Origin of the sequence: Curtobacterium pusillum (genome assembly GCF_013359865.1) — a bacterium.
Classification (GTDB): domain Bacteria; phylum Actinomycetota; class Actinomycetes; order Actinomycetales; family Microbacteriaceae; genus Curtobacterium; species Curtobacterium pusillum.
In genome coordinates, this window is record NZ_JABMCE010000080.1 from 74,154 (window position 1) to 100,391 (window position 26,238).

At 70.1% G+C, this 26,238-nt stretch carries 26 protein-coding genes; 19 read left to right on the forward strand and 7 right to left on the reverse strand.

The annotated features are described in order from the left end of the window. Window positions 1–14 precede the first annotated feature (14 nt). Window positions 15–2,054 (reverse strand): S9 family peptidase, encoded by a 2,040-nt coding sequence (locus tag HP507_RS11410; protein ID WP_175351909.1) that lies wholly within the window; start codon window positions 2,052–2,054, stop codon window positions 15–17. 318 nt (window positions 2,055–2,372) lie between these two features. On the opposite strand from HP507_RS11410, the gene HP507_RS17950 reads away from it, so the two are divergent. The 4 genes from HP507_RS17950 (at window position 2,373) to HP507_RS11425 (ending at window position 6,962) form a co-directional block, all read left to right on the forward strand. Continuing rightward, on the forward strand, window positions 2,373–2,591 hold the full coding sequence (locus HP507_RS17950; RefSeq protein ID WP_254701069.1) for a hypothetical protein: 219 nt from the start codon (window positions 2,373–2,375) through the stop codon (window positions 2,589–2,591). Further along, a complete protein-coding gene (locus HP507_RS11415) occupies window positions 2,592–4,133 on the forward strand; it encodes an ABC transporter family substrate-binding protein (protein WP_254701070.1) in 1,542 nt (513 codons plus the stop codon). A gap of 236 nt (window positions 4,134–4,369) precedes the next feature. Beyond that, a complete protein-coding gene (locus HP507_RS11420) occupies window positions 4,370–5,893 on the forward strand; it encodes an ABC transporter permease (RefSeq protein ID WP_175351910.1) in 1,524 nt (507 codons plus the stop codon). A gap of 52 nt (window positions 5,894–5,945) precedes the next feature. Then, entirely contained in the window at window positions 5,946–6,962 is a 1,017-nt protein-coding gene (locus HP507_RS11425) for an ABC transporter permease (RefSeq protein ID WP_175351911.1), read from the forward strand. Between the two features lie 14 nt (window positions 6,963–6,976). On the opposite strand, the gene HP507_RS11430 is transcribed toward HP507_RS11425, so the two are convergent. Further along, a complete protein-coding gene (locus HP507_RS11430; RefSeq protein WP_175351912.1) occupies window positions 6,977–7,606 on the reverse strand; it encodes a PH domain-containing protein in 630 nt (209 codons plus the stop codon). Between the two features lie 116 nt (window positions 7,607–7,722). Between HP507_RS11430 and HP507_RS11435 the strand changes: the two genes are divergently transcribed. Beyond that, window positions 7,723–9,498, forward strand: a complete 1,776-nt coding sequence (locus HP507_RS11435) for an ABC transporter ATP-binding protein (protein ID WP_175351913.1) — start codon at window positions 7,723–7,725, stop codon at window positions 9,496–9,498. A 111-nt stretch (window positions 9,499–9,609) separates the two neighbouring features. Here HP507_RS11435 and HP507_RS11440 read toward each other — a convergent pair whose 3' ends face one another. From HP507_RS11440 to HP507_RS11450, 3 genes are all read right to left on the reverse strand, one after another. Beyond that, window positions 9,610–10,158 (reverse strand): hypothetical protein, encoded by a 549-nt coding sequence (locus tag HP507_RS11440; protein ID WP_175351914.1) that lies wholly within the window; start codon window positions 10,156–10,158, stop codon window positions 9,610–9,612. Between the two features lie 208 nt (window positions 10,159–10,366). Beyond that, complete coding sequence (locus HP507_RS11445) at window positions 10,367–10,846, reverse strand: peroxiredoxin (protein WP_175351915.1); 480 nt, start codon at window positions 10,844–10,846, stop codon at window positions 10,367–10,369. Window positions 10,847–10,968: 122 nt separating this feature from the next. Next, window positions 10,969–11,718 carry a CPBP family intramembrane glutamic endopeptidase gene (locus tag HP507_RS11450; RefSeq protein WP_175351916.1) on the reverse strand — a complete coding sequence of 250 codons (750 nt, stop codon included), beginning with the start codon at window positions 11,716–11,718 and terminating at the stop codon, window positions 10,969–10,971. Between the two features lie 122 nt (window positions 11,719–11,840). Between HP507_RS11450 and typA the strand changes: the two genes are divergently transcribed. From typA to HP507_RS11485, 7 genes are all read left to right on the forward strand, one after another. Further along, complete coding sequence (typA, locus tag HP507_RS11455) at window positions 11,841–13,763, forward strand: translational GTPase TypA (protein WP_175351917.1); 1,923 nt, start codon at window positions 11,841–11,843, stop codon at window positions 13,761–13,763. 48 nt (window positions 13,764–13,811) lie between these two features. Further along, a complete protein-coding gene (locus HP507_RS11460; protein WP_271207171.1) occupies window positions 13,812–15,005 on the forward strand; it encodes an amidohydrolase in 1,194 nt (397 codons plus the stop codon). A gap of 141 nt (window positions 15,006–15,146) precedes the next feature. Next, window positions 15,147–15,689, forward strand: a complete 543-nt coding sequence (locus tag HP507_RS11465; protein WP_175351919.1) for a hypothetical protein — start codon at window positions 15,147–15,149, stop codon at window positions 15,687–15,689. 25 nt (window positions 15,690–15,714) lie between these two features. Further along, on the forward strand, window positions 15,715–16,899 hold the full coding sequence (locus tag HP507_RS11470; protein WP_175351920.1) for a PIG-L family deacetylase: 1,185 nt from the start codon (window positions 15,715–15,717) through the stop codon (window positions 16,897–16,899). Window positions 16,900–16,936: 37 nt separating this feature from the next. Continuing rightward, on the forward strand, window positions 16,937–17,254 hold the full coding sequence (gene fdxA, locus HP507_RS11475; RefSeq protein ID WP_175351921.1) for a ferredoxin: 318 nt from the start codon (window positions 16,937–16,939) through the stop codon (window positions 17,252–17,254). A 14-nt stretch (window positions 17,255–17,268) separates the two neighbouring features. Further along, on the forward strand, window positions 17,269–18,387 hold the full coding sequence (dapC, locus tag HP507_RS11480; protein ID WP_175351922.1) for a succinyldiaminopimelate transaminase: 1,119 nt from the start codon (window positions 17,269–17,271) through the stop codon (window positions 18,385–18,387). A gap of 151 nt (window positions 18,388–18,538) precedes the next feature. Continuing rightward, complete coding sequence (locus HP507_RS11485) at window positions 18,539–19,837, forward strand: citrate synthase (RefSeq protein WP_175352002.1); 1,299 nt, start codon at window positions 18,539–18,541, stop codon at window positions 19,835–19,837. A gap of 104 nt (window positions 19,838–19,941) precedes the next feature. Here HP507_RS11485 and dapD read toward each other — a convergent pair whose 3' ends face one another. After that, complete coding sequence (dapD, locus tag HP507_RS11490; protein ID WP_271207170.1) at window positions 19,942–20,910, reverse strand: 2,3,4,5-tetrahydropyridine-2,6-dicarboxylate N-succinyltransferase; 969 nt, start codon at window positions 20,908–20,910, stop codon at window positions 19,942–19,944. Window positions 20,911–21,031: 121 nt separating this feature from the next. Here dapD and dapE point away from each other — a divergent pair, with 121 nt between their 5' ends. The 7 genes from dapE to HP507_RS17600 all read left to right on the forward strand — a co-directional run bounded on the left by dapE (window position 21,032) and on the right by HP507_RS17600 (window position 25,566). Further along, the gene (dapE, locus tag HP507_RS11495) at window positions 21,032–22,111 is read left to right on the forward strand and encodes a succinyl-diaminopimelate desuccinylase (RefSeq protein WP_175351924.1); all 1,080 of its coding nucleotides are present in this window, start codon (window positions 21,032–21,034) and stop codon (window positions 22,109–22,111) included. Next, window positions 22,096–23,340, forward strand: a complete 1,245-nt coding sequence (locus HP507_RS11500) for a hypothetical protein (RefSeq protein WP_175351925.1) — start codon at window positions 22,096–22,098, stop codon at window positions 23,338–23,340. Before dapE ends, HP507_RS11500 begins: the two co-directional genes overlap by 16 nt. Window positions 23,341–23,458: 118 nt before the next feature. Continuing rightward, the gene (locus tag HP507_RS11505) at window positions 23,459–23,629 is read left to right on the forward strand and encodes a DUF3117 domain-containing protein (protein WP_017887054.1); all 171 of its coding nucleotides are present in this window, start codon (window positions 23,459–23,461) and stop codon (window positions 23,627–23,629) included. Window positions 23,630–23,748: 119 nt separating this feature from the next. Further along, the gene (locus HP507_RS11510; protein ID WP_175351926.1) at window positions 23,749–24,471 is read left to right on the forward strand and encodes an AAA family ATPase; all 723 of its coding nucleotides are present in this window, start codon (window positions 23,749–23,751) and stop codon (window positions 24,469–24,471) included. Between the two features lie 38 nt (window positions 24,472–24,509). Then, a complete protein-coding gene (locus HP507_RS11515) occupies window positions 24,510–25,016 on the forward strand; it encodes a helix-turn-helix domain-containing protein (RefSeq protein WP_175351927.1) in 507 nt (168 codons plus the stop codon). A gap of 2 nt (window positions 25,017–25,018) precedes the next feature. Then, window positions 25,019–25,330, forward strand: a complete 312-nt coding sequence (locus HP507_RS17595) for a PIN domain-containing protein (protein WP_217508717.1) — start codon at window positions 25,019–25,021, stop codon at window positions 25,328–25,330. Continuing rightward, window positions 25,327–25,566, forward strand: coding sequence for a VapC50 family PIN domain-containing toxin (locus HP507_RS17600; protein ID WP_217508718.1), 240 nt, complete (start codon window positions 25,327–25,329; stop codon window positions 25,564–25,566). Before HP507_RS17595 ends, HP507_RS17600 begins: the two co-directional genes overlap by 4 nt. On the opposite strand, the gene HP507_RS11525 is transcribed toward HP507_RS17600, so the two are convergent. After that, a complete protein-coding gene (locus HP507_RS11525) occupies window positions 25,567–26,199 on the reverse strand; it encodes an O-methyltransferase (RefSeq protein ID WP_175351928.1) in 633 nt (210 codons plus the stop codon). Window positions 26,200–26,238: the final 39 nt, after the last annotated feature.

The following is a 26,238-nucleotide window of genomic DNA, read 5'->3' on the forward strand; positions in this document are numbered from 1 at the left end:
CGTCGTCAGCCGGGTCAGGCGACCGGCGTGACGGGAAGGTGCTGCGCCCACCAGGCCAGCACGTGCTCGAACCGCTGCGCCCGGTGCTGCGGACGCCCCGAGCGCGAGAGCTCGTGTCCCTCGCCCGGGAACGCCAGGAAGGACGCGTCGACGCCGGCGCGCTTGAGCGCGACGAACTGGCGGTGCCCCTGCTCGATCGGGCAGCGCCAGTCCTCCTCGGAGTGCGCCACCATGAACGGGATCTCCACCTGCGCGGCGTACGTGAGCGGGCTGCGTCGGCGCTGCTCCTCCGGGTCGGCGCCGACGTACGCGTCCGCGAAGAACCACCCGATGTCCGAGCTGCCCGCGAACGAGTCCCAGGCGTTCACGGCGCGCTCGCTCCAGGCGGCGACGAAGCGGTCCCCGTGGTGGGCGGCGACCCAGCTCGTCATGAAGCCGCCGTACGAGCCGCCCATGATGCCCACGCGCGAGGCGTCGAGGTCGGGACGCTCCAGGGCGGCGTCGAGCAGGGCGAGCACGTCGTCCACGTCGACGGTGCCCATCGCGCCGATGACCGCGCGGCCGTGCTCGAGTCCGTAGCCACCGGAGCCGCGGGGGTTGCCGATCACGACGGCGTACCCGGCGCTCGCGTAGACCTGCGCCTCGTCGAAGAAGGCCCAGGTGTCCTGGCCGAACGGTCCGCCGTGGACGACCCGGAGGACCGGGTGGGGGCCGTCGCCCTTGGGGAGGACGACCCAGCCGTGCACGGGCGTGCCGTCGGCCGAGGTGCCGGTGACCTCCTCGATGCGGCGGACTCCGGGCGCGCTCGCGGTGTCGCGGAGCGGGGCGGCGTAGTCGGTGAGCGTCGCCGCTGCCTGGACCGTCGCCGCGCCGTCGGCGTCCGCTCGGGCCGGGCCGCCCGTGGCGGCGGGCCCATCGGCCGTCAGGTCGACGACGAGGACCTCGCCGGGGGACGTCGGGGTCGCAGCGGTGGCCACCAGGACGTCGCCGTCGACGTCGAAGCCCGTGACCACGAGGCGGCCGCCGAGCACGGAGGGGAGCTCGTCGAGCTGCAGCGGGGCGGTCGTGCCGCGGGGCACGCGCCGGACCCCGACGGTGCCGCGGTCGAGCACCGCGACCAGCACGTCGTCGCCGTGCACGACGGGGGTGCCGGTGACGTCCACCGTCTCGCGCGCCGTCAGCCGGACCGGGTCCGATCCGTGCACGGCGGACCAGAGGCCCTCGGGTTCGGCGACGAGGCGCCCGTCGACGTGGGAGGCGCCGAGGTAGAACACGGTGCCGTCGGCCGACACCGTGCTCGAGCTGACCGAACCCTCGGTCCGGACCGCGAGGTCGATCGTGCCGTCGGTGACGTCCACGCGGTAGAGGTCGTCGTCGTGGGTCTCCCGGACGCCGAGGTCCCGCGGGGCGATGACGAGCAGCGCGCTGCCGTCCGGGTACCAGGCGGGCGCGGCGAGCGAGCAGGGGGCGCTCGTCAACGCGGTGCGCACGAGGGGCGCGTCGCGGTCGCTGACGTCGACGACCACGATCTGCTGCGGCTTGTCGGCCAGGTACCCGGCTCCGTCGACGTGGAAGTCGAGCCGGGTGATGAGCCTGGGGGCCTCGGCGTTCGGCGTCGGACGTCGTTCGGAACCGGGCACGGACGAGCCGTAGCGACCGGGCTCCGGGAATCGTGCGGTCACGGCGACCCGCGTGGAGTCGGGTGACCAGACGGGAGCGCCGGCGCCGAGCGGCAGGTCGGTGACGATCCGCGCCTCGCCGCCGTGGACGGGCGACACGGCGAGCTGCGGGCGCGAGGCGCCGTGGTCGTCCTCGACCGTCCGCAGGAAGGCGAGCGACCGCCCGTCGGGGGAGAGGGTCGGTGCCGAGTCGCGGTCACCGGAGGTCCAGCGGATCGGTCCGTCGGCCGTCACCTGCTCGACGGTACTGCGGTACACGTCCTGGTCGAAGTCCGGTCGGGACACGGCGACGAACGCGGTTCCCCCGTTCCGGGGATCGCCGCTGACGGTCGGGGAGGACGGGACGTGGAGGTGTGGGATGTCGTTCGCGAGCACGGGTTCACGCTACGGCCAGACACCGTCCCGGTGTCCCGGATGGGGCGGCCGGACGTTTCCCGAGCGTTCATCGGCTCCAGGGTTCCTCGCAAGACTGTTCAGAATCGTTTGCACCGTCAAGCGCACGCGTTGCGCAATGCACCCTTCTGGCGCAAGTATCCACAGTGTCACGCAACGATCCACCGTGCACGTTTCCGATGTGTAACAACTTCTCCGGAGATTTTGAGGGCTCTCCGACACGCACCTAGGGTTCTTGCGAACGCGCCGTGGAGCCTGCCTCCTGCACGTTCGATCACATTCCATCAGGAGGATCACAGAGTGAACATCACCAAGAAGCGAGGACGCCAGCTGCTCGGCGTCGTCGCCCTGGCCGGGGCGGCAGCGATCGCCCTCGCCGGCTGCACCACCTCTCCGAGTGCCAATGAGTCCGGTTCGGCGTCGAACAAGACCATCACGATCGCGCAGGTCAACGAGGCCACGTCGTTCAACTACAACACCCCCCAGGGCAACCTGGACATGAACGGGATGCTGTGGTAAATGACCCAGCCTCAGTTCACCACGCTGGACCAGAACTACAAGATCACGCCGAACACCGACCTCGGCACGGTGAAGAAGCTCAGCGACGACCCGCTCAAGGTCAAGTACACGCTGAACAAGGACGCGAAGTGGTCCGACGGCAAGGCGATCACCTCTGACGACCTCCTCCTCGGATGGGCGCAGCAGTCCGGGTACTACGACTCGGACACCCAGGACGCCGACGGCAAGGTCACGAGCGGCACGCAGTACTTCTCGCTCGCCGCCGCGGCGCCGTTCCAGACGGACTACCCGACCGACATCACCAAGACGTCGATCACCCTCACGTACAAGAAGCCGTACGTGGACTGGCAGCTCGTCAACCCCATCCAGTTCCCGGCGCACGTCGTCGCGGAAGAGGCGGGCACCGACACCGCCGGCCTGCTCAAGGCGCTCAAGGACACCCCCGCCGGTGACCCCGCCAAGCCGGCCGCCGCGAACGCGACCCTGAAGAAGGTCGCCGACTTCATCAACACCGGCTACGACAAGACCAGCCTGCCGAGCGACAAGAAGCTGCTCGTCTCCGGTGGTCCGCTCATGGTGTCCGCCTGGACCCCGAAGCAGTCGATGACCCTCGTGCCGAACCCGGAGTACAAGGGCGCGCACAAGGTGAAGTTCGGCAAGCTCGTCGTCCGCTTCATCGGTGACGCAAACGCCCAGGTCACGGCCCTCCAGAACGGCGAGGTCGACGCGATCCAGCCGCAGCCGTCGGCCGACACGGTGAAGGCGCTCGACGCCGCCTCCGGGGTCAAGGTCCTCCAGGGTGCGCAGGTCGCCTACGACCACCTCGACCTGAACTTCGGCTCGTCCGTGTTCAAGGACGAGAACGTCCGCAAGGCGTTCCTCCTGACGATCCCGCGCGACCAGATCCTCAAGTCGATCGTCACGCCGGTCAACAAGAACGCCAAGGTGCTCGACTCGCAGCTCTACCTGCCCGGTCAGGACGGCTATGAGGACGCCGTGAAGTCGAACGACTCCGACGAGTACTCGAAGGTCGACATCGCCCAGGCGAAGAAGCTCCTGAACGGTGCCACCCCGACCGTCAAGATCCTCTACAACACCGAGAACCCGAACCGCGTGGACACGTTCCAGGCGATCCAGTCCTCGGCCGCCAAGGCCGGCATCAAGGTCGTCGACGGCGGCTCGCCCGACTGGTCCTCGCTCCTCGCGGGCGGCGACTACGACGCGTCGATCTTCGGCTGGATCAACCCGGGTGCCGGCAACGCCGCGATCCCGCAGCTCTTCCAGACGAACAACGAGGGCAACTACAACAAGTTCGCCGACGCCGAGGCCTCGAAGCTCGCCGTGGACACCCAGACGACGCTCGACCAGAGCAAGCTGGAGGACATGAAGAAGCAGATCGACAAGATCGCCTTCGACAAGGGCTACGGTCTGCCGCTGTTCCAGACCCCGGGTCTGTTCGCGACGAGCTCGCAGATCAAGGGCGTCAAGTACTTCGGCGGCCAGACGGGCATCGTCTGGAACGTCTGGGACTGGACGAAGTGATCCTGACCGGTCGCTGATCACCACCACACACGAGGGGGCGCCGGACTCGACGAGTCCGGCGCCCTCCCGTGAGCCGGGGCCCTGCCCGGCACCCCGATCCGCCGGCGATCCCGGCACCACCGCCTGACGCAGTCGACGACGACCGCGTAGCGGGACCAAGTACTCTTGCTGCTCGGGCCGCCCAGATCGGACGACCAGCAGTACGATCCACCACACCGGAGAGGCACCCATCGCCCATGGTGAGTTTCATCGCGAGACGGATCCTCGTCTCGGTCCTCATCCTCATCGCTGCATCGTTCATCATGTACAACCTGGCGGCGATCGCGGGAAACCCCCTGCAGGACCTCCAGAGCAGCAACTCGCCGAACCGTGACCAGCTCATCGCTGCGCGGACCGCGGCACAGCACCTCGACGTCATCCCGCCGCTCCGCTGGGGCATCTGGATCACCGGCGTCGGCAAGTGCGTGATCGGTCAGTGCGACCTCGGCACCACCTTCCAGAACCAGCCCGTCGTGGAGCTCCTCCCGCAGGCAGTCGGTTCGACGATCCAGCTGGTGACGTTCTCGTTCATCCTGGCGATCATCTTCGGCATCGGCCTCGGCGTCGTGACCGCGCTGCGCGTCTACTCGGGCTTCGACTACTCGATCACCCTGGTCAGCTTCTTCCTGTACTCGCTGCCGTCGTTCCTGATGGCCGTGCTGCTGAAGTCGTTCATCGCGCTCGACTACAACAACTTCCTCGTCGACCCCAAGATCCCACCGGTGAACCTGGTGGTGATCGCGATCGTCGTCGGTCTGGTCATCCAGCTCGTGGTCGGCGGCACGCTGAAGCGCCGCCTGACGGTCGGCGCGATCAGCGCAGTGGTCACCGCGGGCATGCTCCTGCTCATGCAGGCGACCGGGTGGTTCACCGACCCATCGCTCGGCCCGGTGTTCGTCATCCTGTTCAGCGCCGGCATCGGCCTGGCCATGGTCGCGCTGCTCGCCGGCACGAAGAACCGGCGTGCCTGGCTCGTGGCGGGGATCAACGTCCTCATCGCGATCGTCTGCTACTTCGCGCTGCAGGGCCTGCTGAACGTGTCGTCCGGCGCGACGATCTTCATCCTCGCGGTGGTCACGGTGCTGGTCGGGCTCGCCTCCGGCTTCTTCGTCGGCGGCCACGACCGCGGCCTGATGATGCGCATCGGCGCGCTCACGGCGTTCCTCAGCGCCGGCGTCATCCTGCTCGACCGCTTCATGCGTTCGTGGATCGACTACACGCAGAACTACGTGTCGCGTCCGATCGCCACGGTGGGCTCGTCCACGCCGGGTCTGACGGGCGACTTCTGGATCTCCGGGATCGACACCTACACGCACCTGCTGCTGCCGACGATCTCGCTCCTGCTCATCAGCTTCGCGAGCTACACGCGGTACTCCCGCTCGGGCATGCTCGAGGTCCTCGACCAGGACTACGTGCGCACCGCTCGTGCGAAGGGCCTGCCGGAGCGCACCGTCATCGTGCGGCACGCGCTGCGGAACATGCTCATCCCGATCGCGACGCTGGTGGCGACGGACGTCGGCGCGCTGCTCGGTGGCGCGATCATCACCGAGCGTGTGTTCGCGATCTCGGGCATGGGCAGCCTGTTCAACAGCGGTCTCTCGGTCACCGACGTCAACCCGGTGATGGGCTACTTCCTCGTCATCGCGATCACCGCGATCGCGTTCAACTTCCTCGCCGACCTGGCGTACTCGGCCCTCGACCCGCGGGTGCGCGTCCGATGAGCGCCCGAGTGATCGCACCGTCGAAGAACCTGCACCACCAGGAGGACATCCGATGAGCACCATCCAGGGCGGCGCACCGCTCGAACCCAACATCGGCGACGGCACCGACGTCGGGCAGACGCCCGGATCGCACGAGAAGCAGGTCGGGGAGAGCCAGGGCCGGATCATCCTCCGGCGCTTCCTCGCCAACCGTCTCGCGGTCGTCGCGCTGGTCGTCTACGTCCTCGTGCTGCTGTTCGCCATCTCCGCGGTCGGTCTCGGCCCGATCCCCGGGTGGTGGCACTACTCGTACAAGGCGCTCGAGGACCTGCAGAACGGCGGCGCGCCCACGTCGGACCACCCGTTCGGTCAGGACCGCATCGGGAAGGACTACTTCGCCCTGACGATGCGCGGCATCCAGAACTCGGTGCTCGTGATGATCGTGATCGGCGTCTTCGCGACGTTCATCGGCGTCGTCGTCGGCGCGATCGCGGGCTACTTCCGCGGGACCGTCGACGCGGTGCTCATGCGCATCACCGACATCTTCATCGTGATCCCGGCGATCGTGATCGGCGCGGTGGTCGGCAAGACGGCGAACGGCCTCGGCGCGTGGGGCCTCGCGCTCCTGCTCGGTCTGGTCTCGTGGATGGTCATCGCGCGTCTCGTCCGCGCCGAGTTCCTGTCGCTCCGCGAGCGCGAGTTCGTCGAGGCGGCCCGGGTCGCCGGCGCGTCGGACGTGCGGATCATCTTCCGCCACATCCTGCCGAACGCGATCGGCGTGATCATCGTCTCCGCGACGCTCCTCATCGCCTCCGCGATCCTGCTCGAGACGGCCCTGAGCTACCTCGGGTACGGCATCAAGGCACCGGACTCGTCGCTGGGTCTGCTCATCAGCCAGAACCAGTCGGCGTTCCAGACGCGTCCGTACCTGTTCTGGTGGCCGGCGTCGTTCATCGTGCTGCTCGCGCTCTGCGTGAACTTCATCGGCGACGGCCTGCGCGACGCGTTCGACCCGCGCTCGAAGCGCTTCAGCCTCCGGAAGACGCGCGAGCCGCAGAACACCTCCGGCTCGGAGATGATCAGCGCGTGACGTCCCCCCGTGTCCTAGCGAGCCGCGATGGCGAACCAGCCACCGACGGCGGTCGCCGCGAGCAGCGCGATCGACGCCCAGTGCAGGGTGACCGGCACGCGCGTGGTGTCGGCCGTGCCGAGCTCGATGGCGCCGCGCTCGCGGAGCTCGTCCCAGCGGTGCCGGATCAGGTACGCGGCGTCGCCGGAGGCCGTGGACAGCAGGTCGCCGGCGCGCCGGTTGCCGTCGCCGGTGTCGGGCACGACGCGACCGTGACGCTGGTTCTGCCGGCGGGCCAGGGCGACGCCGGCACGGCCGGGCGCCGGAGCGGCCCAGACGGCGATCTTCCGGCGAGGCGTGACGAGCGTCAGGGCGAAGCGCGTGTCGACGTGCACGAGCGCCGCCCAGGGCACCCGGACCGTGTGGAACACGTTGACGACCTCGATGCCGTCGTCGTCGACCGTCAGCCGAGGACGCCAGAGCGCGACCCAGCCGAGCACGACGCCGAACGCCGTGGGCACGAGCGCCAGCGCGCGGTCCGCCCAGGTCGTGTCGTTCAGGACGGTCGTGACGAACAGCAGGGCCACGATCACCCAGAGCGCGACGGCGAGTCCGCGGTTGAACTTGGACACGAACACATCGCGCGTCGTCGGGGAGGCAGGCATGCCTCCATCGTCGCAGGTCGGAGCGCGCGCTCCGGACGCCGGCACCCCCGACCCCAGCGCTCCTCCATCACCACCCACGCGGTCGCCACGAGCGGCCGGGAAAGGACCGGACGTCGTTGAGCACGCCCGCCTCCGCGGCCACCACCCCGGCCGCCACCAGCACCCCCGTCGTCAAGGTCTCCGGGCTCGACGTCGACTTCGCGGTCGACGACGTCTGGACCCCCGCGGTCAAGCAGCTGTCCTACGAGATCCGGTCCGGCGAGGTCCTCGCGCTCGTGGGCGAGTCCGGCTCGGGCAAGTCCGTGAGCTCGATGTCGATCCTCGGTCTCCTGCCCCGGAACGCCCGTGTGAACGGCTCGATCGAGTTCAACGGCACCGAACTGCTCGGACTCCGGTCCGCGCAGCTCCGGGAGTACCGCGGCAAGGAGATCGCGGTCATCTTCCAGGAGCCGATGACGGCCCTCAACCCGGTGTTCACGGTGGGATCGCAGATCGTCGAGACGATCCGCATCCACTACGGCATCTCGCCGAGCGAGGCGAAGGTCCGCGCGATCGAGCTCCTCACCATGGTCGAGATGCCCGACCCGCAGAAGGCGTTCGACTCCTACCCGCACCAGCTCTCCGGTGGGCAGCGGCAGCGCGCGATGATCGCGCAGTCGATCTCCTGCGACCCGAAGCTGCTCATCGCCGACGAGCCCACGACGGCGCTCGACGTGACGGTGCAGGCGGAGATCCTCGACCTCCTCCGCGACCTCGCCGGCAAGCTCGGCAGCGCCGTCCTGCTCATCACGCACGACATGGGCGTCGTGGCCGACCTCGCCGACCGGATCGTGGTCATGAAGCAGGGCGTCGCAGTCGAGACCGGGACGGTGCGCGAGGTCTTCGCCGACCCGCGGCACGAGTACACCCGCACGCTGCTCGACGCGGTGCCCCGGCTCGGCCAGGCCGGCGACGTCGTCATCGACCTCACGGAGACCCTCGAGTCGGTCGTGGAGCACGAGACGCCCGCGCAGGCGGGAGCGACGCTCACGCACACCGACGTCGTGCAGACGCTCGGCCCGGCGGTCCTCGAGTTCAAGGACGTCGTCATCGAGTACCCGGGCCGCGGTCGCGTCAAGGCGTTCCGCGCCATCGACGGCGTCGACCTGACCGTGCACGAGGGCGAAGTGGTCGGCCTCGTGGGCGAGTCGGGTTCCGGCAAGTCGACCCTCGGCCGTGCCGCGATCGGTCTGCTGCCGATCACGTCGGGCGGGCTCGAGGTCACCGGCGTCGACCTCTCCAAGCCGACCCGGTCGCTCGTCCGCCAGGTGCACCAGAACGCGGGCATCGTCTTCCAGGACCCGTCGTCGTCGCTCAACCCGCGCATGACGATCGGCCAGTCCATCGGTGAGCCGCTGCTCCTCGGCAAGGGCCTGAAGGGCCGTGAGCTCGAGCGCGAGGTGGAGTCCCTCCTCGAGGCCGTCCGCCTCCCCACCGCCTACTCGACGCGCTTCCCCCACGAGCTCTCCGGCGGTCAGAAGCAGCGCATCGGCATCGCCCGCGCGCTGGCGCTGCGGCCGAAGCTGCTCATCGCCGACGAGCCGACGTCGGCGCTCGACGTCTCGGTGCAGGCGACGGTCCTCGAGCTCCTCAAGGACCTGCAGCGCGAGTTCGCCTTCGCCTGCCTGTTCGTCACGCACGACCTCGCGGTCATCGACGTCCTGGCGGACCGGATCGCCGTGCTGCACCACGGTCACCTCGCCGAGGTCGGCACGCGCGATCAGATCCTCCGCGACCCGCAGGACCCGTACACGCAGCGGCTCATCGCCGCGGTGCCGCTGCCGGATCCGGACGTGCAGCGCGAGCGGCGGGAGCTGCGTCGGCAGATCCTCGCCGCCGGCTCGGACGAGTAGCCGCCGGTCGACCGACCCCGAACGACATCCCCGACGTCGCACGACATCGGGGATGTCGTTCTTCGTGGTGCGCACTGGAGGCGCGGCTCGACCCCGCCCCGCCGGTCGCGGTCAGAACTGCGCGGCCGTCATGGTCGCGACGACGCCGAGGACGATCATCGCGAGGACCGTCCACCCGTGCGCACGGTGCGTGATCGGCGCAGCCGTCACGGTGGCCGGAGGCGGGCCGTCCTGCGCGGGCGGGGCGGGCACGAAGGCCCGGATGCGCTCGGCCGTGGCTTCGACGTCGAGGTGATCCGCGCCTCCCGGTCCGCCGTCGACCACGGCGCTGAGGCGAGCCGTGTTGCGGGTGGCGAGCCAGGTGCGACGGACGCCCTCGCTCGAGACGATCTCGATGCCGTACTTGGTGCGGACCTCCGTGACGCGACGCCAGGCGTAGGTGCTGGTCCGGCGCACGTCGACGATCCGGAGGTGCTCCGGGGTGAGCTCGAAGCGGGGCCGCCAGAGGACCGCCCACGCGACGAACGCGATGAAGACGCTCGGGACCGGGGCGAGCCAGGGAGTGCCGCCGCTGAGCAGCGCGATGGGGACGAGGGCGACGGCCGCGACCCACAGGACGACGGCGAGCAGACGCATGCCGGGAGCGAGGATCGTGGTCACCGGAAGAGGTTACAAGCGAAGAGGTTACGAGATGCCTCCCCGGGAACGTCCGGGGAGCGGGTGTGACACACCGGCGCGTATCTCCGGACGACCCGATTCCCCGGGGAGGCAGATCCTGTATGGACCTCTCGTGCCAGCAATGGTCCTCGGCCCCCCGTTCGGGTGTCGATACCCCAGTTGTGTTGATCCAGGAAATCGACACGCCGTTTCAGGCGACGAGGAGTTCGATCTGTTGCCGGATCGTCTCGGCCTTCGGGAAGCGGAGTCCGACGAGTCCGACGTGGCGCCAGCGGATCACCCCGTCGGGCCCGATGACGAACACGGACCGGCGGAGCCCGATGCCCGGTGCCTGCACGCCGTACGCGCGGATCGCGTCGCCGGCGGTGTCGCTCAGCAGTGGGAGCGTGAGTGACGAGCCGCGGGCGAAGGCCTCGTGCGAGTCGAGCGCCTGCGGGCTGACGCCCCAGACGACCGCGCCGAGGTCGTCGAAGCCGTCCAGTTCCTCCTGGTAGCTGCAGAGCTGCGCGGTGCAGACCGGCGTGGCGTCGCCGGGGTAGAAGGCGAGCACGAGCGTCCGGCCGATGACGGCGGACAGCGCGTACTCGTCGTCGGTGCGGGTCCCGTCGCGCACGATCATGCCGGGCAGGGTGAAGTCCGGCGCGGGGTCGCCGACCTCGGGGATGCTCATGTGCTCACGGTAGGGGTGCGCGATCGGTGCGGCGTCGCGCCGCGCTGTGGGTTCCCTGTGGGATCGCCGTGACGGGGTCGGACGGGTCCGTCGCATCGCCGACGCCCGAATGGGGGGTGAGGTCAGTGGAACAGCTGGGGGAAGGCGTGGGCGGCCCAGGGGTAGCCGACGAACACCGCGGCGTCGAGCAGACAGTGCGTGATCACGAGGGGGAGGAGTCGTCCCCACCGCGTGTAGATCCAGCCGAAGGCGACGCCCATCACGGCGTTCCCGACGAAGGCGCCGAAGCCCTGGTACAGGTGGTAGGTGCCGCGCAGGACCGCGGTGGACAGGATGACCTGCCAGCGTCCCCACCCGAGCCCGCCGAGTCGTTCGTAGAGGTACCCGACGACGATGACCTCCTCCTGCAGTCCGGACCGGATCGCGGAGAGCAGCAGGACGGGGACCGTCCACCAGTAGGAGTCGAGCGCAGCCGGGTTCACGTTCACGGTGAAGCCGAGGGCCCGACCCGCGAAGTACAGGCCGAGCCCCGGGATGCCGATGCACAGGGCGATCAACGCGGGACCGCCCAGGTCGGGACGAGGGCGGAACCGATCGATCCCGAGCCGGCCGAGGTGCGGCCGGGCCGTGCTCCAGAGGAGGAAGCAGACCAGCGCGACCGGGGCCAGGTCGACCGCGATCCCCACGAGCTGTCGTGCGAGGTCGACGTACTGCACGGTGGTCGTCGAGGCGTTGAGCGCCGTGGACTGCTTCCCGAGCGGCGTCGTCTGCGACAGGTCGTCGATGATCTGCAGGACCGAGTACAGCGCGCTGCCGCCGAGTGACAGCATGAGGACGATCGTGATCTCGATCCACGTTCGCCGACGGCTCATGCGCTGTACTCCTGTCGGTTGCGAGTTACCGGTAGACTGGCGTGTCGGGCGTTCTGCCCGCGGGTGTGGTGTGTCCAAGACGACCGGCCCGACACTCTCCCAGAAATTGAAGGATGTCCTGTATGGCGCTCGCCACCCGGTCCGACCTGCGCAACGTCGCCATCGTGGCACACGTCGACCACGGCAAGACCACGCTCGTCGACGCGATGCTCACGCAGACCAACTCGTTCGACGCCCACTTCGAGGGCGAAGACCGGATGATGGACTCGAACGACCTCGAGCGCGAGAAGGGCATCACCATCCTCGCGAAGAACACCTCGGTGCTCTACAACGGGAAGCACGCCGAGGAGTTCAACCCGGGCGGCCGCATCACGATCAACGTGATCGACACCCCCGGCCACGCCGACTTCGGCGGCGAGGTCGAGCGCGGCCTCTCGATGGTCGACGGCGTCGTCCTGCTCGTCGACGCGTCCGAGGGCCCGCTGCCCCAGACCCGCTTCGTGCTCCGCAAGGCCCTCGCCGCGAAGCTCCCGGTGATCCTCCTCGTCAACAAGACGGACCGCCCCGACTCCCGCATCGACGAGGTCGTGTCCGAGTCGCAGGACCTGCTCCTCGGTCTCGCCTCCGACCTGTCGGACGAGGTCGACGACCTCGACCTCGACGCGATCCTCGACGTGCCGGTCGTGTACGCCTCCGGCCGCAACGGCGCCGCGAGCCGCAACAAGCCGAACGACGGCGAGCTGCCCGACAACGACGACCTCGAGCCGCTGTTCGAGGCGATCCTCCAGCACGTCCCGGCCCCGACGTACGACGACGAGCACCCGCTGCAGGCGCACGTCACGAACCTCGACGCCTCGCCGTTCCTCGGTCGCCTCGCGCTGCTGCGCATCTTCCACGGCACGATGAAGAAGGGCCAGACGGTCGCGTGGGTCAAGCACGACGGCTCCGTCCAGAACGCCCGCATCACCGAGCTGCTCATCACGAAGGCGCTCGACCGCTACCCGGCCGAGTCCGCGGGCCCCGGTGACATCGTCGCCGTCGCCGGCTTCGAGGACATCACCATCGGCGAGACCCTGACCGACCCGGAGGACGTCCGGCCGCTGCCGACCATCACGGTCGACGACCCGGCGATCTCGATGACGATCGGCACGAACACGTCGCCGCTCGTGGGCAAGGTCAAGGGCCACAAGCTGACCGCGCGCATGGTCAAGGACCGCCTCGACCGCGAGCTCGTCGGCAACGTCTCGCTCAAGGTGCAGGACATCGGCCGCCCCGACGCGTGGGAGGTCCAGGGTCGTGGTGAACTCGCGCTCGCCATCCTCGTCGAGCAGATGCGTCGCGAGGGCTACGAGCTCACCGTCGGCAAGCCGCAGGTCGTCACGAAGAAGGACGAGAACGGCAAGACGCTCGAGCCCTACGAGCACATGACGATCGACACGCCGGAGGAGTACCTCGGCGCCATCACCCAGCTCATGGCCGCCCGCAAGGGCCGCATGGAGAACATGGTGAACCACGGCACCGGGTGGATCCGCATGGAGTTCATCGTGCCGTCGCGCGGCCTGATCGGCTTCCGCACGTCGTTCCTCACCGAGACCCGCGGCACCGGCATCGCGAACGCGATCTCGCACGGCTACGGCGAGTGGGCCGGCCCGATCCAGACGCGCATCAACGGCTCGATCGTGTCGGACCGCGCCGGTGTCGTCACGCCGTTCGCCATCACGAACCTCCAGGAGCGGATGACGTTCTTCGTCAACCCGACGGAAGAGGTCTACGAGGGCATGGTCATCGGCGAGAACTCGCGCGCCGACGACATGGACGTGAACATCACCAAGGAGAAGAAGCTGACGAACATGCGTTCGTCGACGGCCGACACCTTCGAGTCGATGACCCCGTCCCGTCAGCTCTCGCTCGAGGAGTGCCTCGAGTTCGCGCGTGAGGACGAGTGCGTCGAAGTCACCCCCGACGCCGTCCGCATCCGCAAGGTGGAGCTCGACGCGCAGGCCCGTCAGCGTGCCTACGCCCGCCTGAAGCGTCAGGACGCGTAGCAGCACCACGCTCCGCGGCAGAGGGGGTCGGGAGATACGGTGGGAACCGTGACTCTCGACCTCCTCTCGCTGTACCAGGACCTCCACGCGCACCCCGAGCTCGGCTTCCAGGAGCACCGCACCGCGGGCATCGTCGCCGCGAAGCTCGAGGAGATCGGCGGGATCGAGGTGACGACCGGCGTGGGCCGCACCGGCGTCGTCGGCGTCCTGTCGAACGGCGAGGGCCCCGTGGTGTGGCTCCGCGCCGACATGGACGGGCTGCCCGTGCAGGAGCGCACGGGCCTGCCCTACGCGAGCGAGCACCGGGGCACCGACGAGGACGGCAACGACGTCCCGACGATGCACGCCTGCGGCCACGACATCCACGTGACGTGGCTGCTCGGCACGCTCGAACGCCTCGCCACGACCACGAGCGACTGGCACGGGACCGTCGTCGCGGTGTTCCAGCCCGCCGAGGAAGTCATCTCCGGCGCCCGGGCCATGGTCGAGGACGGCCTCGTCGATCGGTTCCCGAAGCCCGACGTCGTCCTCGGGCAGCACTCCGCGCCGGCACCGGTCGGCATCGTCGCGGTCGGCAGCGGTCCCGTGATGGCGTCCAGCGACCGGCTCACGGTGACGTTCAACGGCCGGGGCGCGCACGGTTCGGCACCGCAGGCCTCCCTCGACCCGATCGTCACCGCCGCCTCCGCCGTCGTGCGTCTGCAGACCGTGGTCTCCCGCGAGGTCTCTCCGAGCGACGCCGGCGTCGTCACCGTCGGGAGCTTCCACTCCGGCACCCGGGCCAACATCATCCCGGACCAGGCCGTCATCGAGATCTCCACGCGAGCCCGCAACGAGGAGACCCGCGAGCGGATCATCGCCTCCATCGAGCGCATCGTCCGCGCCGAGAGCGAGGCCGGCGGCCTGCCCGCGCCCACGATCGCCCGCTCGCCGGGCGCCGAGGTCACCGTGAACGACGCGTCAGCGGCGCAGATCGTGCTGGACGCGATCCGTGCCGAGGTGCCGGGAGCGCGGGACCTCGAGATCGGGCTCGCGATGGCCTCGGAGGACGTCGGTCAGCTCGCGACGGCGGCCGGCGCGCCGCTCGTGTACTGGTTCACGGGCATCACCGACCCGGAGCTCTTCCGCCGCGGCGAGGAGATCCCGAGCAACCACTCGCCCTTCTACGCGCCGCAGGCGGAGACGGCGATCCCGGTGGGCGTCGACGCCCTCGTGGCGGCGACGCGCGCCTACGTCGCCTGACCCCGTCCCTTCCGCAAAACGCAACTGAGGCGGTTGCGTTTTGCGGGGCCGGCCGGGAGGCGCGGCTCGACCCCGCCGTGCACGTGACGTTCCCAGGGGACTCACGCCGCACCTCCCGGCTCACCATCTAGGGTGCTGCGCATGCGCACCCCGACACGCACGCTGATCGCCGCCGTCGCCGCCGGCATCGCCCTCGCCGGACTGTCCGGCTGCTCCGCCGACGCGGTCGAGCAGGCCACGGACCTCGGTTCCTCGGTCGCCTCGAGCGTCGCCGAGGGCGTCCAGGGCATCGACGGCAAAGCGATCCAGGACGGCATGGCCTCGGTCGCGGGCGGTATCGACGGCGCGCTCGACACGGCGCTCAAGGGCGCGAACGTCACCTCGGACGGCAAGGTCCCGGACGGGTTCCCGTCGGAGGCGGTCCCGCTCGTCGACGGCACCGTGGTCGGTGGCGGCTCCGGCCCGAACGGCTCCGGCTGGGTCGCCCAGGTCCGCGCGGCCTCGGTCGACGACTTCGCGACCGCCGCGCAGCAGCTCACCGACGCCGGCTTCACCGAGTCGGCGAAGCGTGCGGACTCGTCGAGCGCCTTCGGGATGTTCCGCAGTGACGGCTACCGCGTGGTGCTCACGTTCTCCGACGGCAGCGACGGAGTGACCGCGACGTACATCGTGACGCCCCGCTAGTCGCCGACCCGTACGCTTGGACCCGATGTCGAAGGTCCCCGCCACCCGCGCCGAGCGCGTCCTGTTCGTGCACGCCCACCCCGACGACGAGACGCTCTCGTCGGGTGGGACGATCGCCACCCTGCTCGAGCTCGGCGCCGAGGTGACGGTGCTCACGGCGACCCGCGGCGAGCGCGGCGAGATGCTCACGCCGGAGCTCGCACCGCTGTTCGGGGACGGCCCCCGCGTCGCCGCCCACCGCGAGACCGAGATCGCGGGAGCGCTGGCAGCCCTCGGGGGTCCGGCGCACCTGTGGCTCGGGGGAGCGGGCGCACGACCGACCGACCTGCCGGAGCGTCGCTACACGGACTCGGGCATGCAGTGGGGACCCGACGGCCGGGCGATCGCCGCCGACGACGCTCCCGCGGACTCGCTGACCGCGGCGGACCTCGGCGAGGTCGTCGACGACATCCGCGCCGCGATCCGCTCCACCGGCGCCGACGCCGTGGTGAGCTACGCGGACGACGGCGGGTACGGCCACCCGGACCACGTCCGCGTCCACCACGCCGCCCGGTACGCCGCGAAGGCCGAGGACATCCCCTTCTCGATGATCGTCGACCCCGGGAGCACCGAGGCCGACGTCACGGTCGACGTCCTGCCGGTCCGGGCGAAGGTCCGTGCCGCCGTGGAGCAGTACCGCTCGCAGGTGACCGTCGACCCGACCGACCCCGCCGACCCGACGGCCCTGTCGTGGGTGATGCCGCACGGCGTCCGCCACCATGCGCCCGCGACCGAGGCGTTCCGGTACGCCGAGGCCCCTGCTGCGCCGGCGCCGCAGACCTACGCCGAGATGAGCGGGCAGGCGAAGGTCACCGCGGTCGTCGTCGCCCTCGTGCTCGGGCTCGTCGCCGGCGGCCTCGGGACCGTCACCCACCAGCAGACGCTCGGCGCGTTCCCGATCGGCATGGTGCTGACGACCCTCATCGTCGTCGGGCTCACCGTCGGCATCCGGCTGCTCTACCGGTCGCGGGCGATGGTCGCGGCGGTCGGGATCGGGATCATCGCGGCCACGCAGGTCCTGTCGTCCGTGGGGGGCCAGAGCTCCCCGCTCGTGCTCGCCAACACGGCGGGCTACGTGTGGACGTTCGGCCCGGCGGTGATCGCCGCGCTCGTCCTCGCCTGGCCGGACCTGTCGGGCCTGCGGTCCGGAGCCCTCACCCGCCGCGAGTAGACTCGGGAGCGCTCAGTCCGAAGGGAGCACCCCAGCCGTGACGTACGTGATCGCTCAGCCCTGTGTCGACGTCAAGGACCGCGCGTGCATCGATGAATGCCCGGTCGACTGCATCTACGAGGGTGACCGGTCGCTGTACATCCACCCCGACGAGTGCGTCGACTGCGGTGCGTGTGAGCCGGTCTGCCCGGTCGAGGCGATCTACTACGAGGACGACCTGCCCGAAGAATGGGCCGACTACTACAAGGCCAACGTCGAGTTCTTCGAAGAGGTCGGTTCGCCCGGCGGAGCGGCGAAGGTCGGTGTGATCCACAAGGACCACCCGGTCGTCATGGTCGAACCGCCCCGCGGTTGAACCGGAGCAGGCACGTGGCGCTCGACCTCCCCGACTTCCCCTGGGACCAGCTCGTCCCGTTCAAGCAGCGGGCCGCCGCTCACGAGGGCGGCATCGTCGACCTCAGCGTGGGCTCGCCGGTCGACCCGACGCCCGCGGTCGTCCGCACGGCGCTGGCCGAGGCGACCGACGCGCACGCCTACCCGCAGGTCGCCGGCACCCCGGCCCTGCGTGAGGCGATCGCGGCCTGGTACGGCCGTAGGCACGGCGTCGAGCTGACCGAGGCGAACACGCTCCCGACGATCGGCTCGAAGGAGTTCATCGCCGGGTTGGCGCTGTGGCTCGGCATCGGCACGGGGGACACGGTGGTGTTCCCGGCGGCGGCCTACCCGACGTACGAGCTGGGCGCGGCGCTCGTCGGCGCGACCTCCCTGGCGTCCGACGACCCCGCAGCGTGGCCGTCGTCGACCCGACTCGTCTGGCTGAACTCGCCCGGCAACCCCGACGGGCGCGTGCTGTCGATCGAGGACCTCCGCGCCGCCGTGGCGCGGGCGCGGGAACTCGGCGCCGTGATCGTCGGCGACGAGTGCTACGCCGAACTCGGGTGGGAGCCGCCGTACGACACCGCGCCGACTCCGACGATCCTCGATCCGCGAGTCGTCGGCGACTCCCTCGACGGCGTCCTCAGCGTGTACTCCCTCTCGAAGCAGTCGAACCTCGCCGGGTACCGGGCCGCGTTCGTCGCCGGCGACGCGGCGATCCTGGCGGACGTGCTCGCTGTCCGGAAGCACACGGGGATGATGCCTCCGCTGCCGGTGCAGCAGGCGATGATCGTCGCCCTCGCCGACGAGACCCACGTGCAGCAGCAGAAGACCCGGTACCGAGCGCGACGGGACATGCTCCGACGGGCACTCGAGGGCGCCGGCTTCCGCATCGACCACAGCGAGGCGGGCCTGTACCTGTGGGCCACCCGCGGCGAGCCCGCGCTGGACACCGTGGCGTGGCTCGCGGACCGCGGGATCCTCGTCGCGCCGGGCACCTTCTACGGTCCGGCCGGTGCCGAGCACGTCCGCGTGGCCCTCACCGCCACCGATGAGCGGATCGCCGCGGCCGCCCAGCGACTCGCCAGCGGTCGGCGTCTGGCGTCCGCCTGACCCTTTCGCCGTCCGCGCAATCAGCGGTTCCCACCAAGTCCAGAGGCTCGATGTGTGCACGACCGACAGTGCGCGCGATTAGGCTGTCATCGTGACTGACACTGCCAATGACGCTCAGAAGACGGCCACACCGCCGACCACGCCCGTCCCCGTGAGTCCCGCCGCCGAGCAGACGGCTGAGACCGCGACGTTGACGTTCCCGGGCGGCACGGCGGAGTTCCCGATCCTGCCGAGCGTCGACGGTGCGTCCACCATGGACATCTCGACGTTCAAGAAGCAGACCGGGATGAACACGCTCGACTACGGGTTCGTGAACACCGGGTCGACGAAGAGCGCGATCACCTACATCGACGGCGACCAGGGCATCCTGCGGTACCGCGGCTACCCGATCGACCAGGTCGCGTCGAACTGCACGTTCCTCGAGGTCGCCTGGCTCCTCATCTACGGCGAGCTGCCGTCGGAGTCCGAGCTCGCCGACTTCGACGCCCGCATCCGTCGGCACACCCTGCTGCACGAGGACCTCCGTCGACTGTTCGACGCCCTCCCGCACTCGGCGCACCCGATGTCCGTCCTCTCTAGCGCTGTCAGCGCCCTGTCGACCTACTACGAGGACGACATGGACGTCGACGACCCGGAGAAGGTCGAGCTGCAGACCGTCCGGCTCCTGGCGAAGCTGCCCGTCATCGCGGCGTACGCGCACAAGAAGTCGATCGGGCAGGCGTTCCTGTACCCGGACAACTCGCTGTCGTTCGTCGACAACTTCCTGCGCCTCAACTTCGGCACCATGGCCGAGACGTACGAGCCGAACCCGGTGCTGTCGAAGGCGCTCGAGCGGCTCCTCATCCTGCACGAGGACCACGAGCAGAACGCCTCGACGGCGACCGTCCGCCTGGTCGGGTCGACGAAGGCGAACATGTTCGCCTCGATCTCTGCGGGCATCAACGCGCTGTACGGGCCGCTGCACGGCGGTGCGAACGAGGCCGTCCTCGAGATGCTCCAGCAGATCAAGGACTCCGGCGAGCCGGTGTCGCGCTTCGTCGAGCGGGTGAAGAACAAGGAGCGCGGGGTGAAGCTCATGGGCTTCGGACACCGCGTCTACAAGAACTACGACCCGCGCGCGAAGCTCGTGAAGGAGTCCGCGCACGAGGTGCTCGAGGCGCTCGGCGTGCAGGACGACCTGCTCGACATCGCCATGGAGCTCGAGGGCATCGCGCTCGAGGACGAGTACTTCGTCAGCCGCAAGCTCTACCCGAACGTCGACTTCTACACGGGCATCATCTACAAGGCGATGGGGTTCCCGCCGCGGATGTTCACCGTGCTGTTCGCGATCGGCCGTCTGCCCGGGTGGATCGCGCAGTGGCGCGAGCTGAACAACGACCCGCTGAACAAGATCGGTCGCCCGCAGCAGCTCTACGTCGGGTACCCGGAACGGGACCTTCCCGCGCGCTGACGCACGTTGTGACGAACGGGAGGCGCGGTGCCGGCTGGCACCGCGCCTCCAGTCCGTCAGGGTCACGCTGGGACCGTGAGCTCCTCACGCACGGGCGCGGGGCGCTACGCGTGGAGCGCGGTGTTGAGCTGGATGCCCTCGCCCCTGCGCTGCAGTGCCTCGACGGCCCCGGTGATCGAGTTGCGTCGGAACAGGATGTTCGGCGCGCCGGACAGCTCCGCGGCCTTCACCGTCTTCGGCGTGCCGTCCGGGTTCGGGACGGCGCCGACGAGCACGACCTTGGTGCCGGCCGTCACGTAGAGGCCCGCTTCGACGACGGAGTCGTCCCCGAGTGAGATGCCGAGCCCGGCGTTCGCCCCGAGGAGCGCGCGCTCGCCGAGGGACACCCGGTGCGTGCCACCGCCGGACAGCGTGCCCATGATGGACGCGCCGCCGCCGATGTCCGTGCCGTTCCCGACGACGACGCCCTGTGAGACACGGCCCTCGATCATGGCGTCGCCGAGGGTCCCGGCGTTGAAGTTCACGAAGCCCTCGTGCATGACCGTGGTGCCCGGGGCGAGGTGAGCGCCCAAGCGGACGCGGTCGGCGTCGCCGATGCGGACGCGGTCCGGCACGACGTAGTCGAGGAGACGCGGGAACTTGTCGACGGCGTGCACGGCGATGCCGGCGCGCTGCAGGCCGGGACGGAGGCGGGTGAGGTCGGCCGGGTGCACGGGGCCGGCGTTCGTCCACGCGACGATCGGCAGGTGCCCGAAGACGCCGTCGAGGTTGATCTCGTTCGGGCGTACGCGCAGGTGGCTGAGGAGGTGCAGGCGGAGGTACGCGTCCGGCGTGCTCGCGGGGGCTGCGTCGATGGTGACCTCGGTGGTGACGGCCTCGATCGTGACGCCGCGGCGGGCGTCGTCGACGGCGTGCGCACGGAGTTCCTCGGGGAAGGCGGCATCGGCGGGCAGCTGCCCGAGGTGCGTCTCGGGGTACCAGGTGTCGAGCGTCGTGCCGTCGGCGGCGATCGTCGCGAGGCCGTGGCCCCAGGCGTGGGTCGGGCGGTCGTTCGGTGCGGTCGTCTCGGTCACCCGACCAGGGTACCGAGGAGTCGGACGGGACCACCCGACCGGCCGGACGGGTCTCCGGGACGCGCACCGCGCCTCCTGGCCGAACGGGCGAGCGGCAAGGGGCGGCCGATAAGGTGACCGCATGCCGGAGCAGCTCGACCTCACCGCCTCGTCCATCGACATCACCCGCGCCATCTGCGACATCGAGTCGGTGTCCGGCAACGAGGGGCCGCTCGCCGACGCGATCGAAGCGGCCCTGACGCCGCTCGCACACCTCGAGGTGATCCGGGACGGCGACGCGGTCGTGGCCCGGACGAACCTCGGGCGCGACCGCCGGGTCGTCATCGCCGGGCACATCGACACCGTGCCGCTCAACGGGAACCTGCCGACCTCCTTCCGGGACGTCGACGGCCAGCGCGTGCTCTGGGGGCGGGGCACCGTCGACATGAAGGCCGGCTGTGCCGTGCAGCTCAAGCTCGCGCACGACCTCGCCGCACCGAACGTGGACGTGACCTGGGTCTTCTACGACCACGAGGAGGTCAGCGACTCGCTCAACGGCCTCGGACGCATGGCCCGCACCCGGCCCGAGCTCCTCGCCGGCGACTTCGCGATCCTCGGCGAGCCGTCGGGCGCGCAGATCGAGGGCGGCTGCAACGGGAACCTCCGCGCCGAGATCCGCACCTACGGCAAGCGCTCGCACAGTGCCCGCAGCTGGATCGGCGACAACGCCATCCACAAGGCGGCACCGATCCTGGCCACCCTCGCCGCGTACGAGCCCCGCACCGTCACGGTCGACGGGCTCGAGTACCGCGAGGGCCTCAACGCCGTCGGGATCACGGGTGGCATCGCCGGCAACGTCATCCCCGACGAGGCGATGGTGCACGTCAACTACCGCTTCGCGCCCTCGCGCAGCGCCGACGAGGCCGTCGCCCACATCCGGGAGCTCTTCGACGGGTACGACGTGCAGATCGTCGACCTCGCGGCAGGTGCCCGACCCGGCCTCGACGCCCCGCTCGCGCAGGACTTCGTCGCCGCGGTCGGTGGCCCGGCGCCCCGCCCGAAGTACGGCTGGACCGACGTCGCGCGCTTCTCCGCGCTCGGCGTCCCCGCGGTCAACTACGGGCCGGGCGAACCGGTCTACGCCCACCACGACGACGAGCAGGTCCCCGTCGACCAGATCACCTCGGTCGAGGACGGTCTGCGTCGGTGGCTGACGGCCTGACCACGGCCGGGTCCACCCGGCTGACCCCTGCCCGCGCCCGGCGGCACGCCCGCTACCGGGTCGTGCCGTGGTGGGCGCGGATCACGGTCGTCTACGTGCTCGCGCGGATCGTCACGGCCGTGATGCTCGGCGTGTTCGCGAGCGCGCAAGCGGCGAACTCGTTCACCGTCCAGCACCCGGGCCTGCTGTCGTTCTCGTCGATCTGGGACGGCGCCTGGTACCGGGTGATCGCTTCGGGCGGCTACCCCTCGACGCTGCCGGTCGACGCCGCCGGCCACGTGACCGAGAACGCGTGGGCGTTCATGCCGGCGTACCCGTTCCTGGTACGGGGGCTGATGGTCCTCACCGGGGCGTCGTTCGAGCTCGTGGCGGTGTCGGTGTCGCTGCTCTTCGGGTGGGGTGCGGCGCTCGTCTTCCGGCGCCTCCTGGGGAGGTTCCTCGACCCGGCGCGGGCGACGTTCGCGACCGTCCTGTTCTGCGTGGCGCCGGTCTCGGTGATGTTCCAGGTCGCCTACGCCGAGGCGATGGGGCTCTTCCTGCTGCTCGTCGCCCTCCTGCTGATGGTCGAACGGCGTTGGTGGACGATGATCCCGGTCGTGCTGCTGCTCGGGATGACCCGGCCGACCGGACTGGCCTTCGCGCTGCTGATCGTGCTGTTCCTCGGGGCGTGGTTCGTCCGCCCCGGGTGGGTCCGCGCGCCGTCGCCGCTCACGGTTCGGCGGTTCGTCCCGCCCGCGGTCGTCGCCGTCGTCTCGGGGCTCGTCGGACTGGCGTGGCCGGCGATCGCCTGGGCAGTCACCGGCGTGCCGAAGGCCTACACGGACACCGAGCTCGCGTGGCGGTCGTCGTACATCGGCTGGAAGGAGCTCGTCCCGTTCGCGCCGTGGATCCAGGGCTTCGACTGGTGGTTCCGGCAGCCCGCCGGCGGGATCCTGCTCGCCGTGGTGGTCGTCGGCTTCGCTGCGTTCGTCTTCATGCCCGCCGCGCGGCGGATCGGGCTCGAGCTGCGCCTGTGGGGCGTCGCCTACCTCGTGTACCTGCTGGCGGTGTTCTTCCCGCAGTCGAGCACCTGGCGCATCCTGCTGCCGATCGCGCCGCTGCTCGGGATCGTGGCGTTGCCGCGGTCACGGGTGTACCGGGTGCTGGTCGTCGTGGTGTGCCTCGCACTCCAGTGGGTGTGGCTGTACTCCTGCTGGTGGGTGGACGGCTACGACTGGACCCCGCCGTGATCGGCCGCGGAGCCGTGAGGACGTGGCGATCCACCACCCCCCGACCTGGGCGGTTTCGCAGTTCCCCCATCGATACGAGATAATGGTCGCGCATGTACTGCACGAAAGGGGACATCTGATGGCAGCCATGAAGCCGAGGACCGGTGACGGGCCGATGGAGGCTGTTAAGGAGGGTCGACTCATCATCGTGCGGGTTCCGCTCGAAGGTGGAGGCCGCCTGGTCGTCTCGGTCAACGATGCCGAGGCGAAGGAACTCCACGACGCACTCGCCGAGGTCGTCTCGGCCTAGTACGTCGACGCACCGAACGGGACGGCCCGGAGCGCGTACGCTCCGGGCCGTCCCGCGTCCTCACGGCGAGCGGCCGGTCGGCCGGTCGGCCTGTCGGTGCCGTCCGGCACCATGGGGGCGTGCCACGGACCCGCCTGCCCATCCGCCGCGTCGAGGAGTACGCGCCGGACCCACTGGTGCGCGAGCGGTGGCCCGGGACCCTCGCGCCCGTGCGGCAGCTCCTCGACGACGGGCTCGACCTGGACCCCGTGACGGTGTTCGTCGGCGACAACGGCGTCGGCAAGTCCACGTTGGTCGAGGCGATCGCACTCGCGTTCGGGATGGGACCGGAAGGCGGTTCGACGATGTCGGGGCACTCGACGCGCCCGACCGAGTCCCAGCTCTGGGAGCACCTCGTCCTCGTTCGGGAACCGGGGGCGTCCAAGGGCGGGTTCTTCCTCCGCGCCGAGACCATGCACGGGCTGTTCACGTTCCTCGAGGAGCACCCCGGCGCACGTCCCGAGCCCCGGTTCCACGAACGCAGCCACGGGGAGTCGTTCCTCGACTTCGTGATCGACCGGTCGCGGTGGCCCGGGCTCTGGATCCTCGACGAACCGGAGTCCGCGCTGTCGTTCTCCGGCTGCCTGGCGCTCATCGGCCTGCTGCAGTCCATCGTGGACAGCGGTCTCGGACAGGTCGTGCTGTCGACGCACTCACCGGTGCTCGCAGCGTTCCCCGGTGCCACCATCCACGAGGTGGGGGAGTGGGGCCTCCGCCGGGCGGCCTGGGGCGATCTCGATCTGGTCCGCAACCAGCGGGCGTTCCTCGAGGCCCCGGAACGCTACCTGCGCCACCTCGCGTAGCGCGGGCGCCTTTCGGTTATTTCGATTAGGCTCTTGCCATGCCGACCGCCACTGACCTCCCGGACCGCCGTGCCACGTCGCGGACGTACTTCCCGACGGATGATCGTGAGGACATCGCCGGGCTCGCCCAGCTGCTGCGCGAGATCGAGCAGGCTGCGCGCGATGAGCAGCTCGCCGAACTCCGCGCACCCGATGGACGTGTCCGGAAGATCCCGCTGGAGATCTTCGAGGTGCTCGAGCAGGTCGCCGATGCGCTCGCGCAGGGCAGTGGCGTCACGGTTGCGCGGAACGACACACAGATGACCACGCAGCAGGCAGCTGACTTCCTCGGCGTGTCCCGCCCCACGCTCGTCAAGTACCTCGAGGACGGCAGCATCGCGTTCGAGAAGCGTGGTCGGCACCGTCGAGTGCTCCTCCGGGACCTCGTCGAATTCCAGGAGCAGTTCCGGACGGGCCGCCGTTCAGCCCTGCGGCAGGCCGCACGCGACGGACAGGCGCTCGAACGTGACCGACGTGACCGACGCGACCGGGCGACGGCCGACTGATCGTGGCGTTCACGGTCTTCTTCGACGCCTGCACGATCTACGGGATCACGCTCTCCGACTTCCTCCTCCGGCTCGCCGACGAGGGAGCGTTCCGCCCGTTGTGGTCCGAGGGGGTCCTCGAAGAAGTCCGTCGCAACGCGGTGGCCGCCGGGATCTCGCCGACGGGCATCGACCGACGGCTGGACGTGATGCGGACCTACTTCCCTGATGCGCTGGTGACCGGGCACGACGACCTGGTGGACGCCCTGACGTGCGATCCGAAGGACCGCCACGTGCTGGCCGCCGCGTCCGCGCGAAGGCTGATGCACTCGTGACGTTCACCGTTCGGGACTTCCCGGCCGAGTCGCTCCAGGCGTTCGACGTCGAGGTCGTCCACCCTGACGCCTTCCTCCTCGACCAGCTCGACCTCTACCCCGGAATGATCACCCGGGTGCCCCGGGAACTCAGCGAGGACTATGTCGATCCGCCGCAGAGCGTGGGAGACGTCCTGGGCACCTTGCGACGAGCTGGTGTGCCACGCTTCACCGATGAGGTGCGCAGGTACCTCTAGCTACGCGGAGACCTTCGTCATCTGCAGCAGGCCGTCGCCCGCCGGCGACAGCGCGCTGATGACCGCCCCCGACGTCGACACCTCGGTGAGGAGCAGCCGGAAGTCCGTGGTCGCCCGGTCCCGCTTCACCGGGTCCGCGACGCGCCCGCGCCAGAGCGCGTGGGGCACCAGGACGGTCCCGCCGAGGCGCGCGAGCCGCAGCCCGTGCTCGACGTACTCGATGACGTGCTCCGGGTCGGCGTCGACGAGGACGACGTCGTAGGACGCCTCGTTCATGCGCGGCAGGACCTGGTTCGCGCGGCCCGGGATGAGCCGGATGCGCGCGGGGGCCGTGCCCGCGGCGATGTAGGCGTCACGGGCGTACTGCTGGTGGTCGACCTCGATGTCGATCGTGGTGAGGGTGGCGGTCGGGGCGCCGCCGAGCAGGTACAGGCCGGAGACGCCGAGACCGGTGCCGATCTCGATCATGCTCGTCGCGCGTGAGGCGGCAGCGACGACGCCGATCTGCGCACCGATGGCGGGGGAGATCGCCTCCACCCCGAGTTCGAGGGAGTGCTCCCGCGCTCGGGCGATCACCTCGGACTCCGAGACGATGTCCTCGGCGAACTTCCAGTTCGACTCTTTCTCTGACACGCACACTCCGTTCGGAGGACAACTCTACGGGTGCTGTGC